A 15,759-nucleotide genomic window follows, 5' to 3' on the forward strand; every position below is an offset into this window, starting at 1 on the left:
AGGTTAATACGGGTAGATTAGCCTAAAAGGAGTTGATTTAATTGGTACTCGTATACATCAGTATGGTAATCGTATTAATCGCATTGATCGCAGGAATCATAATGGGAATTCAAGCCATAAAAGGAATTCAATCCGAAATGAACAAGATTTCTCAAATCCTATCACCCGTCCAACAGGATTTAGATGAATTGAAGCAGCAATCCACTCAGTTATCAAATAAACAATCGTCCATTCAGCAGCAAGTCCAAAAAATGAAAGAGGACACAAAGCAAACAATCCAAACCGCAAAAAATATTCCGGCTATGTACAAGGGGTTATTTGCTGAAAATCATGACAATGAGAAAATCACTTACCGTTAAATGTTTCTTCTCCCTATCTCTCACAGGCGGCCTGCTGCAAGCAGGCCCTTTTTGTTTTCCCTTTCCATTTTTTTGATTTATTGCTATCGCCCTCTCTTCTTCATCCGGATTTCCGCTTATCCCTCTTTCTGTTTCAAGGTTGTACACATAAAACAAGTAATGGATTAATAAAATGTGGTTGACAAGCCTTAAAATGAATTGAGGAGCCCCCAATGAATAAGTGGTTGATATGGAAGAGAGAGCTCTATTGCTTCCTTACTATACAAATTAAAAAGGAAAACAAACACAATGACATATAGATGGTCGGTATTCGTGTTCGTAACGCTGGGGGCGGTTATCCAGGGTTATGCCATGTCCGCATTTTTGTTTCCGCATTTTATCCCTTCAGGAGGAGCTGGGGGAATAGCTGTATTGTTCAACTATTGGTTCGGATTGCCTCTAAGTATTGCCCTTTGGCTCGTTAATTTCACTTTGCTGGCAGCCGCAATCCATTGGCTGGGAAATGCAAGCGCGCTCGGTACCATGTATGCAATTACCGCCACTTCGCTTGCCGTACAGTTTTTTGATCGTCCTTTATTTATTCACGCAGGTAATGCCTGGGTTGACTTATTGATTGGATCCATAACGCTTGGATTCGGGATCGGACTTCTCTTAAAGCATGGTGTTTCAAACGGCGGAATGGGTGTGATTGCTCTCATCACAGCAAAATACCGAAACATTCCTCCTGGGAAGCCATTACTGTTATTAAACGGTTCTGTATTTTTATTGACAGCTTCGATCATCGATTGGCGCATCGTTTTACAGGCTATCATGTGCCAATGGTTATCGACAAAAATAGTAGATTTACTGTTTACGATGAAGCTACCCTATTTTCCTAGTATTTTAGCAATCCGAAGAAAAAAATAAATTAGTCATTTTATCTTTTGGACAATTTTTAAACGTATCAATCCGCGCATATCCTTTCTTGATGAGGAAGGAGTGGGCAGTATGAGAAAAATCATCAAACTTTTCTTTCTTTCGTGTGTGGTTTTTACTTTACTCTCCGGTTGCAGTAACAATCAAGGCGTAGCGGAAAGTTTTCCGAACAAAAGTATTCAGCTAGTCGTAGCATACTCCCCTGGTGCCGCTACAGACACACAAGCGAGGATTATAGCGAAGTATGCAAAAAAATACCTGGGAGAGGAAATGGTAATTGTCAACAAACCAGGAGGTGGAGGACAAGTGGGCTGGAACTATTTCTCTTCGGTTAAGCCAGATGGATATATCCTTTCAGCCTACAATCTCCCTCATATCATCACCCAGCCATTGGTTGGTGATACAGCTTATGAGGTGGAAACCTTTGATCCAATCGTTAATTGGGGAGGAGATCCCACAGTATTTGCGGTACGCTCTGAGAGCAATATTCAGACACTGGAAGATTTAATTGCGCTGGCAAAACGAGAGCCAGGTACACTGACAATTGGAAACGCCGGAAAATTCGTTGGCCAACATCTCGCTATTTTGCTTTTGGAAAATGCTGCAAGTATCGATGTGGAAGATGTTCCATTCAAAGGTTCTTCCGAAGCAATCTCCTCTTTGCTTGGCGGACACACGGAAATACTCGCAGGAAATCTATCTGATGTGTACCGATTGGGAGATGAAGTGAGACCATTGGCAATCGCTTCGGAAGAACGTCACCCTTTTGCTCCGGATATTCCAACCTTTAAAGAACTTGGCTACCCGGATATCATCATGAGTACAGACCGTGGGATAGCCGCCAGGGAGGGAACACCCGAAGAAATAATAAGTAAATTGGAATCGGCTTTTCTCAAGCTTTTAGACGATCAAGATTTTTTGGCGGAAATGGAACAAGCGGGTGCTGATATGCTGATCATGGATCGGCAACAGGTAACCAAAGAAATAGATCAACGTTCTAAGGATTATAAACAATTGCTGGAGTCCATCGGGGTGGTCGATTGACTTTTAACTTATTATAGGTAATGGCACTTGGAAGAGAAGCGAAAACACCAGGTATAGCAGTGCTGTAAAAATTACGGCAATACCCAACAATCGCTTATAAGAGAATGCCCGCCATTTTTTTTTCATGGCATAACCCGGAATAAGAAGCATAAGAAACATTGCTTGCAAATAAAATCCGATTAATTCCATGGAAAAAAGAAGAAGCAATAGAGGCACCATCAAAGGTAACAGTTTTTTTGAGAAGATGATCTGTTCCTGTAATTCGCTTTTGTTTCTCTGTAGCATTTCCACTATGGCTAACAAGGCCAGGGTTATGAGCGTCATTTGCGGCATTATACGAAGCTCGAATTGTAAACCATTCAGAAGGAAAACAAGGAACAAGCTAAACAATGCCCCCATTAGCCATAAAATCCGGTTGCCGATCCGAAAGTTGGCGTCTGTTGTTTCTCTATGGATTGCCTTTTGTCGATATGATCTAATTCCTTGATAAATCGCTGTTATAATCGTACCTGCAATTATCAGGACCAGAGCGAGGTTCCAACCTCCCGTAAAGAAATAACGCCACGCCCCCCCCTCTGCTATGCCAACTTGTATTCCGGTAAGAAGTCCTTCCTCCGCAATACTTCCCAGAATAAATCCCAGCGCAATCGGAGCAGCTGAGAAGTTAAATTTTTGCAGCAAAAACATGGCGACACCTATAACCACTGCAGTGTACACATCGAAGACACTATTCTGGGTAGTATAAGCCCCTATTATGGAAAAAGACAGGATAACAGGTGCCATAAAAAAAGAAGGAATCATAGCAAGTTTGGTCATATACCGGATCAATGCTAAACCGAGAAACAACAATAAAACCTGTGCTGCTACCATACTAAACAAAAAGGTATAGGCGACATCTGCATGCTCTACAAACAAATTCCTTCCAGGCCAAATTCCGTGAATCAGTAATCCGCCGAGAAATATAGCCGCTGTCGGGGAACCAGGGATACCCAGGGTCAATAAAGGAATCAACGAACCACCTACCATGGCATTGTTTGCACTTTCAGATGCAATGATGCCATGCTTCTCCCCTTTTCCAAATCCGGTTTTGTCTTTTGAGAACCGCTTCACTTCATTGTAAGCCAGTATGCTTGCAATATTACCGCCAGCTCCTGGAATCATCCCAATAAACGACCCTACACCACTTCCTATCAATACAGACTTAGGACGAAGCAGTACGTCTTTAAACGATTGTTTGATGGTCGACCGTTTCATTTTCAAGTTCGTTGCTTGCCTTTTTTCAGGGACTGTTAGCATTTCTATCAGTCGAATTGCCTGGGGAATGGCAAATAATCCGATCAATACGGCAACAATATGAAAACCTCCGACAAAACTGTCGATGCCAAAAGTAAACCTGGGCATTCCCGTTACGGTATGAATTCCTACAAAGGAAAGACAGACTCCAATGCACCCGCCAATCAAGTTTTTACCGACCGTTCCATCGGAAATAGCCGCAATTGCTGTAATACCAAAAACGGCTATCCAAAAGGTTTGGGCAGGGCCGAATTGTAAGGAAATATCGGCAAAAACCGGTGCAAAGAAAACGAGCATAAACATCCCGATTAACCCACCGATGACCGAAGCAATTGTTGTCAATTCAAGTGCTCTTCGCCCTTGTCCTTTTTGCGCCATTGGATAACCGTCAAAAGTCGTAGCTACAGAGGCTGGTGCTCCTGGTACATTAAATAAGATTGCAGGAATGGAACCGCCGAAAACGCTTCCGCAATAAATCCCCCCCAGAAGGATTAATCCTTCTGTCGGCCCTAACGTAAAGGTGAAAGGGATCGTTAACGCTACACCCATCGTAGGCGTCAATCCTGGCAAGGCTCCGACAATGATACCTGTCAGTAACCCTGCTGTTAAGAACAATAGATGATGGAGCTCGAAGATTTCCCCGATAAAAGCCATAAGTACCCTATCCTCCCAATTAGAAGATAAGATATGATATTCACCCAGTTAACAGAATGTGCTAATTATTGTTTTCCTCTTCCAACTCGACTTTTTTGCCCCCGACTGTCAAGTAGGAGTACACTTCCAGGTTGGGCTTTAATTTACTGAGTCCTTGTAAATATGGTTTAACCAAGTCCTTGAAGTCTTCCCTTACGCCATCGTGTTCCAATTGGCCATATACATACATCTTTTCATTTTCAAATAAAAACGCCAGGTAACCGACAGCTTTATCTCCATCATCCACAACGTTCAATACTTGTGCGTCTTCTTTTAAAAATTCTGGTGAAAAATATAGTTGCAATGCTTTTTCCTCCTTCTATCCTTGTCACTCTGTAGTTAATTGAAGTTTTTTGAATAAAGAATGTGCAGAGTCATCATCGTCCTCTGATTTTTTCTTCTTCACATGAATAAGCAGCAGACACAGCAGTGCGACAAATAGTGTCAAACCTGCAGTCGTCAGAAACATTCCATTTCTGGACCAGTTCATTAACCAACCGTATACCGGCGGGCCGGCAGCTACTCCAAGAAAGCGGACGGAACCATATAAAGAGGTAACAAACCCTCTTCTCGCTTTGCCGACAGACCCGGTAATAAAACTGTTCAGACAGGGAAGCACAAGACCGGTACCGATACTGCTAACAACCAGTACAGCTATAAACGGAACAAGCTTTGTGAAAAATACTAACGATGCAAAGGAAGCGGTCATCAACAATAATCCTAAAACAATCAACGACTTCATGACACGATGATTTTTCCCGATTTTACTTCCGGTGGTAAACGAAGTAATCATAAGAAAAAGCAATGGAATGGCTAAAATACATCCTTTAAGCACGCCATCAATGTTGTAATCTGTCTCCAGGACATCTGATAAGTAAAATAACAGACCAAATAATGTAAACAATCCGGTTGCCCCTGCCAGATATGCAGTAAAAAGCCAACGTCCTTCATGCTTAAATACTGTAAACAAACCTTTTAAATAATTTCCAAGTGTCGGTGGTTTTTGTTTTTTCTTTTTTTCGCGAACAAAAAACAGCATCAACAAGATCNGTTTTTACCGACCGTTCCATCGGAAATAGCCGCAATTGCTGTAATACCAAAAACGGCTATCCAAAAGGTTTGGGCAGGGCCGAATTGTAAGGAAATATCGGCAAAAACCGGTGCAAAGAAAACGAGCATAAACATCCCGATTAACCCACCGATGACCGAAGCAATTGTTGTCAATTCAAGTGCTCTTCGCCCTTGTCCTTTTTGCGCCATTGGATAACCGTCAAAAGTCGTAGCTACAGAGGCTGGTGCTCCTGGTACATTAAATAAGATTGCAGGAATGGAACCGCCGAAAACGCTTCCGCAATAAATCCCCCCCAGAAGGATTAATCCTTCTGTCGGCCCTAACGTAAAGGTGAAAGGGATCGTTAACGCTACACCCATCGTAGGCGTCAATCCTGGCAAGGCTCCGACAATGATACCTGTCAGTAACCCTGCTGTTAAGAACAATAGATGATGGAGCTCGAAGATTTCCCCGATAAAAGCCATAAGTACCCTATCCTCCCAATTAGAAGATAAGATATGATATTCACCCAGTTAACAGAATGTGCTAATTATTGTTTTCCTCTTCCAACTCGACTTTTTTGCCCCCGACTGTCAAGTAGGAGTACACTTCCAGGTTGGGCTTTAATTTACTGAGTCCTTGTAAATATGGTTTAACCAAGTCCTTGAAGTCTTCCCTTACGCCATCGTGTTCCAATTGGCCATATACATACATCTTTTCATTTTCAAATAAAAACGCCAGGTAACCGACAGCTTTATCTCCATCATCCACAACGTTCAATACTTGTGCGTCTTCTTTTAAAAATTCTGGTGAAAAATATAGTTGCAATGCTTTTTCCTCCTTCTATCCTTGTCACTCTGTAGTTAATTGAAGTTTTTTGAATAAAGAATGTGCAGAGTCATCATCGTCCTCTGATTTTTTCTTCTTCACATGAATAAGCAGCAGACACAGCAGTGCGACAAATAGTGTCAAACCTGCAGTCGTCAGAAACATTCCATTTCTGGACCAGTTCATTAACCAACCGTATACCGGCGGGCCGGCAGCTACTCCAAGAAAGCGGACGGAACCATATAAAGAGGTAACAAACCCTCTTCTCGCTTTGCCGACAGACCCGGTAATAAAACTGTTCAGACAGGGAAGCACAAGACCGGTACCGATACTGCTAACAACCAGTACAGCTATAAACGGAACAAGCTTTGTGAAAAATACTAACGATGCAAAGGAAGCGGTCATCAACAATAATCCTAAAACAATCAACGACTTCATGACACGATGATTTTTCCCGATTTTACTTCCGGTGGTAAACGAAGTAATCATAAGAAAAAGCAATGGAATGGCTAAAATACATCCTTTAAGCACGCCATCAATGTTGTAATCTGTCTCCAGGACATCTGATAAGTAAAATAACAGACCAAATAATGTAAACAATCCGGTTGCCCCTGCCAGATATGCAGTAAAAAGCCAACGTCCTTCATGCTTAAATACTGTAAACAAACCTTTTAAATAATTTCCAAGTGTCGGTGGTTTTTGTTTTTTCTTTTTTTCGCGAACAAAAAACAGCATCAACAAGATCGAAATGAGACAAAATACAGGAAAGCCAAAAAACGGTCCATACCATACGAGTAAAGCTAATAGAGAACCGACGATGGGTGAAAGCACTTTTCCAAAACCGTTGGAAGCCTCCACCAATCCCAGCACTTTGCTTTGTTCTCCCCCTTTAAATAAGTCACCGGTTAATGCCATCGCTATCGGGGCCGTTCCCGCAGCTCCGATCCCCTGAAGTGCCCTTCCGATAAGCACCCACATATAAGCGTTATCGAACCACGCGCTTGCCATTCCTGCAAGCAGTCCGCCCAAGCCGTAAAGCGTCAAAGCTGGCAAAATGATACTTTTTCGGTTAAAGCGATCGGACAAGTAACCCAAAATAGGGATGGAGACAGCTGCGGCAATGGAGAAAATAGTTATGGTCAAACTTGCCTGGAAACCATTTATGTTCAACTCCGATTGCATTTTAGGCAAAATAGGTATGAGCATCGAATTGCCAAGTGTCATAATAAGCGGAATTGAACTGATTGCTAATATAGCGGGTCCTTTGTGTAATTTAGTTGCCACTGGGCTTGACACTCTCCTTTTATACTTTGCTACCTATTATGAGACCTGCATCCTTTATTATTAGTAAAAAAAATTACCAGGTAGAACCTGGTATAAAAAACGGGAAAAAGAAAGGGTAAAAACTTTAAGGCTCTTCGTTTGTCACACAAAGGGCACCAGAGTGGGAGTTAAGAAAAATGAATTACTTACAAAAATAAAACAGCTTGTAGAGAACCATATTCTCTACAAGCTGTTTAACAAATCGTTATAGCGATTACTGAGCTACTTCCTCTGTAATATATGCTGCTACGTCTGCAATTTCAGAGTCAGAAAGGTCTCCTTCAAAAGAAGGCATACCGTTTCCTCCATTTCTAACTTTATCCTCGACTTGTCCTTGATCTTGGGAAACTTCTGACTCCTGTAAGTTTGGTCCGCTTGCACCGCTCCCTTGTTCACCGTGACAAGATAAGCAGTTGTTCTCAAAAACAGACTCCCCGTTTGCAGGATCTCCGGATTCAGCTGTTTCAGAACTTCCACCTGAATCAGAACCTTCGGAGCCTTCGTCACCGCCTCCTCCACAAGCTGCCAGCAGCAAAGCCAGCACAAATAATGAAACCATTAAGAAAAACTTTTTGCTTTTAATCATGTTAGCCTATTCCTCCTTGTAAAATCATCTATAAGTTAAAAAATTAACTTAGCAAAGTCAGGATGCTTCCCTTTCTGTTTCAGTCCGAAGTTTTCGTTTATACATTACCTTGGAAAGCACAACACCGAGCTCATAAAGCGCTATTAATGGACCCAAAACGATGATTTGCGAAATAACATCAGGCGGGGTAATTAAAGCAGAAAGTACCGCCATAAGCAGGTAACCGTATTTACGGACTTTTCCTAGCTTGTCCGGGGTCACAAGCCCGATCGCCGTCAGAAACATCAACACCAGTGGTACTTCAAATAAAAATCCTAGTGGAATCGACGTCATCAACATAAAAGAAAAATACTCTCTTGCGGTAATCATCATATCGAAGTTATGCGTCCCCAGGTTCATCAAAAAACCAAAGACAGTAGGAAAAATGACAAAAAATCCAAAGGCCAACCCTGCAACAAAACTAAAAAAGATTCCCGGAATAAATGTAATCGCTGTTTTGCTTTCTTCTTCTGTCAAAGCCGGCTTTACAAATTTCCAAATTTGATATCCGATAAACGGGGCGGAAAAGCCGAGACTAAGACTCCCGGCAATTCCTGTATAAAATCTAACAACATCAAGTGGGCCAAGCATAACAAGCTTTTCTTGATCCGTTAAAATCGGGATTACTTGATTAATAAATAACAAAATCACAATAAAACAAACAGCGAAAAAAACGACAGAGTTTATGATTGCTTTTCGCAGATCTGTAATATGCTCAACTAATGTCTGTTCCTCAACTTGCGCCTGATGCATGCCTACTCTCCCCTTAAACCGTTAAGATGGTAAGTCTTTTTTTTCTTCCTCAGGGGCATCAATCGTTTTCTTGCTGCTACTCGATTCATCGCTGTCACTCATCAGGTGGCTGGCCGATTTTTTAAATTCTGATAATGTCTGGCCAAAAGCTGCACCGATTTCCGGAAGTTTCTTCGGTCCGAAAATGATCAATGTGACAACCAGAATGATTATCAGGCCGGGGATTCCGATGTTTGTTATTCCCATACCATATCTCTCCTTTTTCTCACTTAGTAAGTAGTTCCTATTAAACTAGTTGGCTATCTTTCTTCGATTGCACAAGCTGACCGTCTTCATCCCTGAATTTTAAAATACCTTCAGCTGCACGATAAGCAAGCGCGCCTACTGTTCCGGTAGGGTTGTAGCCGCCATTATGAGCAAATGCAGAAGCACCTACTACGAAAACATTATCGGCATCCCACATTTGTAAGTAATTGTTGACAGCAGATGTCTCTGGGTCATCGCCCATGATCACCCCACCAGTGTTGTGGGTTGTTTGGTAGGGAACAATGTTATAATGATCGCTTATAGAACGGGGCTCTACATTATCGGCACCCATTTCCTTCAGAATTTCCGCACATTTTTCAGAAATATACTCATGTAGTTTTCGGTCTTGCTCCGTATAATCGTATGTCAGTCTTAGCAGTGGATTGCCATATGCATCCTTGTAATCTGGATCAAGACTTAAATAATTATCGCGATGCGGAATGGAAGCTCCCTGTCCTCCTACTGATAAAGTTCTGTGATAATATTTAATCGACTGAGCTTTAAATTCCTGACCCCAGTTTGGAGTCCCGCTCGGTACAGTGTTGTTATTGATCGGACGTTTACCGGTTTGTGTAATGGAAACCGAAGCACCGTGGATGAAATCAAGATCGGAATGATCAAAGTTATCCCCATTGTAATCATCGACAGAAGCTCCAAGGGCACCTGCACCCATATAAGTATTGAATTTCTCTTCTTCAAAGAAACCGGTAGCTCCTGGCAGGATCTGATAGCAATAGTTTTTCCCAATTACACCATTTCCTGTCTCCGGGTCATAAGGTTGTCCAAGTTCAGACTGTAGCAAAAGTCGGGTATTGTTCATGACATAACTTGTCAAAACGACAATGTCAGCAGGCTGTTCAAACTCTTCGCCTGATTGTACATCCACATACCTTACACCTGTAGCCCGATTGCCATCATGAAGGATTTCTGTCACATTAGCACCAGTTCTCAATTCAAAATTGCCGGTAGCTTGTGCCGTAGGAATAACCGTTACATTAGGAGAAGCTTTTGCTCCATATTCACAACCGAAACGTTCGCAAAATCCACAATATTGGCATTTGTACATTTTTTGCCCGTCAGGATTTTCGTAGTTTTCCGTCATGTTGGCAGAAGGCATCTGAAATGGATGCAATTTAAGATTTTTTGCTGCTTCTTTGAATCGCTTAGTGATTGGAGTGTCCAGCATTGGTGGATTTGGGTATGGGTTGCTTCTAGGTGCGCCCATTGGATTATCTTCGCCTCCGATACCGGCTGTCTGTTCAAATTTGTAAAAATACGGTTCTAATTCTTCGTAGGTGATGCCCCAATCCTGCAGGGTATATTCATCTCCTAATTTGTTTCCGTATTTTTCTTCAGTCATCGATTTGATTTGCAGGTCATATGGTAAAAAGCGCCAAGTCTGTCCGTTCCAATGTACACCGGCTCCACCCTGGCCTTCCCCTAACAAAAACGAACCCAATTGCCGCATCGGCAATGCCCTTTCGTCTCTATTGTTCCGGAAAGTAAGGGTTTCTTTAGACAAATCCTGCATTAAATCGTAACGGATGGCATATCGGTACTCGTCGTGCACCATTTGAAAGTCTTCTGTCAATCTCTCTTTTCCTCGTTCGAGACCAACAACCTGTACCCCTTCTTTTGAGAGTTCTGCTGCTATTATTCCGCCTGTCCAGCCTACTCCGACTGTTACTACTTCCACTTTATCCAATTTCGTTGCCATGTTTCATCCCCCTATGCTTATTATGATGAGATATGGGCTCTCAATGCCCGAGGTTCTTTCTCGATGAATTCATCCTTTTCAATTTCATCAAGGTAACTCATTTGGCTTCCAGGATACTCTTTCATTTTCCAGGCTGCCATGTTTTCGTTCCCACCATAAAGCGGATCAGAATAGGCACCTTCAATTGTGGCCGAGCGAAGAAGCTCGAAAAAGGTAGTGGCTGTGACACCTTTTAAATCCACTTCCCCATCCTGGAATTTTTGAAGAATTTCATCCTGTTGCTCTCCTTCCAAATCTACAAACGATGCATCAAAGTCTTTTTGACTTTGCTTTTCAAGTGCCCGAATGCCTACATCAAACACTTCATGACGCTTAAGTCTTGTTTGATATCCTTGAAAATCAGATCCTTCGAAAAAAGGCCCTTGCATGTACTCCTTATCGTTATGTCCATATGCTCCAGCTAATTGGTGATCAATGAAGTAAGGAACTCCCAATTCTATGGCACCTGGTCCATTATCGTCTTCAGGAAAAATCCTCTCCGTCGCTGCACTAAGTATGTTGAAATCTTCTTGTCTGGAGAAGTACATTAAAGCCTTGTTGAAATTGGTTTGGCTGGAACCTCCGTCCGTTGAGTTGGATGCTGTTTGGCTTTCATTATTCGTTACATTAGTCGTAATAAGGGTTCCGAGCAACCCGCCTCCAATTGCCCCTCCTGCTACATAGCCGGAGTTTTTAATGAACTTCCGGCGTGACATTTTTGAATTGCTGTTATTTTCCGCCATCTTGTTCCTCCTTCCGATTTATGTAGTGGTTACTTGAGTAAGGTAACCTTTAGTACTAGTTACCACTGAATAAACTTGTTAAACATATATGAAGAAAAAATTGTGCCATTTTTCCTGCATTACCTTTTGGCTGGTGGGCAGGAAAGCTTTGATTAAGCATTTTTAAAAAAGAAAAAATAAAGCTTGCAGAAGAACAACGGTTCTCTACAAGCTTTTAAAGGTTTAAACTATTCATTTGATTTGCAGTATACTTTCAGACAATAACCGATAGGAATCTTTTCGTTGCTGATAGTCATTCGTATAGGTAATCACCATGATTTCATCTGCCTGATAAGCAGCATGAAGTTTTTCCAATTTACGTTTAACCATTTCAGGGGTACCAGCTATCACCTTTTCTATCTTGTTACGGAGTTTTCTTTTATCCTCTTCGTTAAGAATTGGATTTTGTTTCAATGAGCGCTTCTCTTCAACCAGTTGTTTGTGCAAGACTGAATAGGTAATATCGTTCGCCTCCTCTTGCAAAGGTGCGCAGACAACTTGAACAGTCAAAATGGTATATGGAGATGAAAATTCCGGGCCAGGCTCGAAATGCGTCCGGTAGTTCCGGATAGCGGCTTCTCCATCGTTCTCACTCATAAATTCACCAAAAACGTATCCAGTACCCATTTTTGCTGCAAGTTGGGCGCTCTTTTCACTCGTACCAAGCATCCATGGCAGTGGAGAGAACCTAGGTATTGGATTTGGGTTGATTTTGGCAAAAATATTGTTTTCCGTAAAGTCTCTTCGGAGAAAATGCAGCAACTCCGTTACTTTTTCCGGAAATGCCTTTACATTTTCAAGGAAATTCCCGGAAAGTGCGATGACAGTTTCGGCAGACCCGCCTGGCCCCCGACCAATTCCTATGTCGATTCGACCCGGACACAGAACCGCAAGCTGATTGTATGTCTCAGCTATTTTATATGAACGATAATGCGGCAGTAACACAGCGCCACTCCCGAGCCGGATATTACTAGTAATGGCCCCAAGGAAACCTAGCATTGTTTCTGGATTCGAACAGGCAATGTTCTCCAGACCATGGTGTTCTGCCATCCAGTATCTGGTGTATCCCCATTCCTCCGCCAGCTTGGCAAGTTCAATCGTTGCTTGCAATGCTTGACTTGCAGTATGACCAGGGAAAATCGGCGCCTGATCCAATATACTTAACTTCATCATTGCCCTTCTTCCTCATTATTCCGTTCATATAAATGGCATGTGGTTATTATTCTACAATTACCGTCCAGTTAAACGGATCCGGCTGCTTTCCTGTCTGAATACCTGTCAACGTGTCGTAAAGCTGTTTGGCAACTGCCCCTGTTTCTCCATGATTGACTACAATACTTTCTCCTTCCCAAGAAAGTTCGCCTATCGGTGAAATGACTGCTGCAGTTCCTGAACCAAAAGCTTCTTCCAGCCTTCCTTGTTTTGCAGCTTCAAATACCTCTTGCATCGAGATTTTTCGTTCGCTTACCGGATAATCCCAATCTTTCAGTAATTCAATCACGGAACTTCTTGTGACACCTTCCAGTATGCTTCCATTTAAAGCAGGGGTGATAACTTCTCCGTCAATTTTAAAGAAAACGTTCATACTCCCGACTTCTTCGATATATTTCTTTTCGACACCGTCAAGCCATAGAACCTGCGCATACCCCTTGTCGGCGACCATTTCCTGTGCCTTCAAGCTGGCTGCATAATTCCCAGCTGTTTTCGCCTCACCGGTTCCACCTGCAACAGCCCGGACAAATTCATTTTCTACTGCTATCTTGACTGGATTAATCCCTTCCTTGTAATAAGCCCCTACTGGAGACAAAATGATAATGAATTGATAATTTTGCGAAGGTGCTACTCCCAAGTAAGGCTCTGTTGAAATAACGAACGGTCTGATATATAACGATGTCCCTTCCGCGGAAGGCACCCAGTCTTTGTCAATGGACACTAATGTTGTAATCGCCTCTAAAGCCAATGTTTCATCGATATGAGGAATGCACAATCGATCATTCGATCGATTCAATCGCTGTACATTCTTTTCCGGACGGAACAGTTTAACATCTCCATCAGGTGTCAAATAAGCTTTCAACCCTTCAAACACCGTTTGCCCATAATGAAAAATGATAGAGGCTGGATCTAGAGTCAATGGTTGGTAGGGGATGATTCTTGGTTCGTGCCATCCCTTTTCCGTTGAATAATCCATTATGAACATGTGATCAGTGAATACCCTGCCAAATTCCAGTTTGTCATCAGCTGGCTTAGATTTGCTTGTTCTTGATTTCGTAATTTTGATTGGTTCCATGAAAAAGTCTCCCTGCTTGTATGTATTATTTTCAAAATTGTTTGTAAAAAACATTTTAGTACGAAACGGTGATAAAAAACAAGCGGAAATAGCCATCTTTTTAAAGCAAGCGCTTTCTTTAAGAAGTTTAGTCTTTTCGACGGGAGGCAACCTTGATACAAAAAAACAGAAGAACGAGACGCTGGCTGCAAAGATAATACCTTGATTCCGCTTGGGAACCAAGGTATGTCAAACTTTCACTGTATTACATAGCGGCTACTGAAGGGAGCGAAGAAGTACCCATCAAATATTGATCGACCTGTCGTGCTACTTCTCGTCCTTCATTGATTGCCCAAACGATTAAACTTTGGCCTCTCCGCGCGTCACCAGCTGCAAAGACACCTTCTACATTGGTAGAGAAGTCGCCATATGCTGCTTTTGCTTTCCGGTTGTTTGTCTCGATGCCAAATTGTTGTAAAACAGATTGTTCTGGTCCTTCGAAACCAATTGCAATCAAAACGAGCTGTGCTGGCCAAATTTTTTCTGTCCCAGGGACTTCTTCATACACAAACATGCCTGTTTCATCTGTTACCTTTTTCATTTGTACTGTATGCAATTCTTTCAGTTTTCCATTTTCATCTTTGACGAATTTCTTTGTTTGAATCGAGTATTGACGCGGGTCTTCCCCGAATTTTACTTTAGCCTCTTTATGAGCATAGTCTACGCTGAAGACCTTCGGAAATTCCGGCCATGCATTGTCTTCCGATCTTGCCAAAGGAAGTTGGGGATGCTTACCAAATTGTACAATGCTATTGCAGTTCTGCCTTAATGCCGTTGCAATGCAGTCAGCACCTGTATCTCCACCGCCAATTACAATAACGTCTTTTCCTTTTGCGTCGATAAGCTCTCCTTCTTGCATTTCTGAACCAAGCAAGTCTTTCGTGGAAGCAGTCAGATAATCCATTGCGAAGTGTACCCCTTCAGCGTCTCTACCGGGCAATGGCAAGTCACGTTGTTTCTGTGCACCAGTACAAACGATCACCGCATCGTATTGAGCATTTAATTCTTCAGCAGTTATATCCTTACCTACTTCGGTATTGGTTACAAAATCGATTCCTTCCTGTCTCAACAAATCGACCCGACGTTCCACTACCTCTTTCTCCAATTTCATGTTCGGAATGCCATATGTCAGTAAACCGCCTGCTCTGTCGGCTTTTTCGAACACGGTCACCGTATGTCCAGCCTGGTTAAGCTGATCAGCACTTGCCATGCCAGCCGGTCCGGAACCGATAATCGCGATGTTTTTACCTGTTCTCTTTTCCGGTATCCGTGGAGTGATCCACCCATTTTCAAATCCTTTGTCGATGATGGCCCGTTCGATATTTTTGATTGTTACAGCAGGATCAGAAATCGCCACTGTACAAGAGCCCTCACAAGGTGCCGGGCAAACTCGTCCGGTAAATTCCGGGAAATTGTTCGTTTTCATCAACCGCTCCAATGCTTCTTTCCATTTTCCACGGTAAACCAAATCATTCCATTCTGGGATAAGATTATATACGGGACAGCCTGATGTAGCCCCATTGATTTCCGTGCCAATATGGCAGAAAGGAGTACCGCAGTCCATACAGCGGGCTCCTTGTCTGCTCATCACTTCGTCCGAGAAAGGAGCAGAATATTCTTTCCAATCGTTTAAGCGTTGTTTTGGATCACGTTCTATTGCTTCTTCCCGCTTAATTTCGATAAAACCTGTTGCTTTTCCCATATT

16 protein-coding genes and 1 pseudogene are annotated in these 15,759 nt (G+C 42.4%); 3 read left to right on the top strand and 14 right to left on the bottom strand.

What is annotated here, in order from left to right:
- The first annotated feature begins 41 nt into the window (after positions 1-41).
- The 3 genes from BN1067_RS14195 to BN1067_RS14205 all read left to right on the top strand — a co-directional run bounded on the left by BN1067_RS14195 (position 42) and on the right by BN1067_RS14205 (position 2,318).
- Complete coding sequence (locus BN1067_RS14195; protein ID WP_053219501.1) at positions 42-359, top strand: DUF948 domain-containing protein; 318 nt, start codon at positions 42-44, stop codon at positions 357-359.
- Between the two features lie 288 nt (positions 360-647).
- The gene (locus BN1067_RS14200) at positions 648-1,265 is read left to right on the top strand and encodes a YitT family protein (RefSeq protein WP_053219502.1); all 618 of its coding nucleotides are present in this window, start codon (positions 648-650) and stop codon (positions 1,263-1,265) included.
- A gap of 81 nt (positions 1,266-1,346) precedes the next feature.
- Complete coding sequence (locus BN1067_RS14205) at positions 1,347-2,318, top strand: tripartite tricarboxylate transporter substrate binding protein (RefSeq protein WP_053219503.1); 972 nt, start codon at positions 1,347-1,349, stop codon at positions 2,316-2,318.
- A 3-nt stretch (positions 2,319-2,321) separates the two neighbouring features.
- Here the strand turns inward: BN1067_RS14205 and BN1067_RS14210 are convergent, their stop codons facing one another.
- The 14 genes and pseudogenes from BN1067_RS14210 to BN1067_RS14280 all read right to left on the bottom strand — a co-directional run bounded on the left by BN1067_RS14210 (position 2,322) and on the right by BN1067_RS14280 (position 15,756).
- Positions 2,322-4,265 carry a tripartite tricarboxylate transporter permease gene (locus BN1067_RS14210; RefSeq protein ID WP_053219504.1) on the bottom strand — a complete coding sequence of 648 codons (1,944 nt, stop codon included), beginning with the start codon at positions 4,263-4,265 and terminating at the stop codon, positions 2,322-2,324.
- 61 nt (positions 4,266-4,326) lie between these two features.
- Positions 4,327-4,608, bottom strand: coding sequence for a hypothetical protein (locus BN1067_RS14215; RefSeq protein WP_053219505.1), 282 nt, complete (start codon positions 4,606-4,608; stop codon positions 4,327-4,329).
- 24 nt (positions 4,609-4,632) lie between these two features.
- Positions 4,633-5,352, bottom strand: a pseudogene (locus BN1067_RS14220) (MFS transporter); the annotation flags it as partial.
- Complete coding sequence (locus tag BN1067_RS14225) at positions 5,343-5,840, bottom strand: tripartite tricarboxylate transporter permease (protein WP_053219506.1); 498 nt, start codon at positions 5,838-5,840, stop codon at positions 5,343-5,345. The gene BN1067_RS14225 and the pseudogene BN1067_RS14220, both read right to left, overlap by 10 nt.
- 61 nt (positions 5,841-5,901) lie before the next feature.
- A complete protein-coding gene (locus tag BN1067_RS14230) occupies positions 5,902-6,183 on the bottom strand; it encodes a hypothetical protein (protein ID WP_053219505.1) in 282 nt (93 codons plus the stop codon).
- Between the two features lie 24 nt (positions 6,184-6,207).
- On the bottom strand, positions 6,208-7,407 hold the full coding sequence (locus tag BN1067_RS14235) for an MFS transporter (protein ID WP_110943608.1): 1,200 nt from the start codon (positions 7,405-7,407) through the stop codon (positions 6,208-6,210).
- Between the two features lie 313 nt (positions 7,408-7,720).
- A complete protein-coding gene (locus tag BN1067_RS14240; protein WP_053219508.1) occupies positions 7,721-8,092 on the bottom strand; it encodes a c-type cytochrome in 372 nt (123 codons plus the stop codon).
- A gap of 57 nt (positions 8,093-8,149) precedes the next feature.
- Complete coding sequence (tatC, locus tag BN1067_RS14245; protein WP_053219509.1) at positions 8,150-8,884, bottom strand: twin-arginine translocase subunit TatC; 735 nt, start codon at positions 8,882-8,884, stop codon at positions 8,150-8,152.
- Between the two features lie 21 nt (positions 8,885-8,905).
- Positions 8,906-9,130, bottom strand: coding sequence for a twin-arginine translocase TatA/TatE family subunit (gene tatA, locus BN1067_RS14250; protein ID WP_053219510.1), 225 nt, complete (start codon positions 9,128-9,130; stop codon positions 8,906-8,908).
- 40 nt (positions 9,131-9,170) lie between these two features.
- Entirely contained in the window at positions 9,171-10,907 is a 1,737-nt protein-coding gene (locus tag BN1067_RS14255) for a GMC family oxidoreductase (RefSeq protein ID WP_053219511.1), read from the bottom strand.
- A 20-nt stretch (positions 10,908-10,927) separates the two neighbouring features.
- Entirely contained in the window at positions 10,928-11,689 is a 762-nt protein-coding gene (locus tag BN1067_RS14260) for a gluconate 2-dehydrogenase subunit 3 family protein (protein ID WP_053219512.1), read from the bottom strand.
- 231 nt (positions 11,690-11,920) lie between these two features.
- On the bottom strand, positions 11,921-12,901 hold the full coding sequence (locus BN1067_RS14265; RefSeq protein ID WP_324777904.1) for an LLM class flavin-dependent oxidoreductase: 981 nt from the start codon (positions 12,899-12,901) through the stop codon (positions 11,921-11,923).
- Between the two features lie 46 nt (positions 12,902-12,947).
- Positions 12,948-14,015, bottom strand: a complete 1,068-nt coding sequence (locus tag BN1067_RS14270) for a branched-chain amino acid aminotransferase (RefSeq protein ID WP_053219513.1) — start codon at positions 14,013-14,015, stop codon at positions 12,948-12,950.
- 244 nt (positions 14,016-14,259) lie between these two features.
- Positions 14,260-15,756, bottom strand: coding sequence for a glutamate synthase subunit beta (locus BN1067_RS14280; protein ID WP_053219515.1), 1,497 nt, complete (start codon positions 15,754-15,756; stop codon positions 14,260-14,262).
- Positions 15,757-15,759 lie beyond the last annotated feature (3 nt).

It is taken from the genome of Virgibacillus senegalensis (genome assembly GCF_000821245.2).
GTDB lineage: Bacteria > Bacillota > Bacilli > Bacillales > Amphibacillaceae > Sediminibacillus > Sediminibacillus senegalensis.

Excerpts from the sequence above, each read along its gene's own strand:
- BN1067_RS14260 (WP_053219512.1), bottom strand. The coding sequence starts at position 11,689 with ATGGCGGAAAATAACAGCAATTCAAAAATGTCACGCCGGAAGTTCATT.
- BN1067_RS14200 (WP_053219502.1), top strand. The coding sequence starts at position 648 with ATGACATATAGATGGTCGGTATTCGTGTTCGTAACGCTGGGGGCGGTT.
- BN1067_RS14210 (WP_053219504.1), bottom strand. The coding sequence starts at position 4,265 with ATGGCTTTTATCGGGGAAATCTTCGAGCTCCATCATCTATTGTTCTTA.
- tatC (WP_053219509.1), bottom strand. The coding sequence starts at position 8,884 with ATGCATCAGGCGCAAGTTGAGGAACAGACATTAGTTGAGCATATTACA.
- BN1067_RS14235 (WP_110943608.1), bottom strand. The coding sequence starts at position 7,407 with ATGACACTTGGCAATTCGATGCTCATACCTATTTTGCCTAAAATGCAA.
- BN1067_RS14270 (WP_053219513.1), bottom strand. The coding sequence starts at position 14,015 with ATGGAACCAATCAAAATTACGAAATCAAGAACAAGCAAATCTAAGCCA.
- BN1067_RS14240 (WP_053219508.1), bottom strand. The coding sequence starts at position 8,092 with ATGATTAAAAGCAAAAAGTTTTTCTTAATGGTTTCATTATTTGTGCTG.
- BN1067_RS14205 (WP_053219503.1), top strand. The coding sequence starts at position 1,347 with ATGAGAAAAATCATCAAACTTTTCTTTCTTTCGTGTGTGGTTTTTACT.
- BN1067_RS14280 (WP_053219515.1), bottom strand. The coding sequence starts at position 15,756 with ATGGGAAAAGCAACAGGTTTTATCGAAATTAAGCGGGAAGAAGCAATA.
- tatA (WP_053219510.1), bottom strand. The coding sequence starts at position 9,130 with ATGGGAATAACAAACATCGGAATCCCCGGCCTGATAATCATTCTGGTT.
- BN1067_RS14265 (WP_324777904.1), bottom strand. The coding sequence starts at position 12,901 with ATGATGAAGTTAAGTATATTGGATCAGGCGCCGATTTTCCCTGGTCAT.
- BN1067_RS14255 (WP_053219511.1), bottom strand. The coding sequence starts at position 10,907 with ATGGCAACGAAATTGGATAAAGTGGAAGTAGTAACAGTCGGAGTAGGC.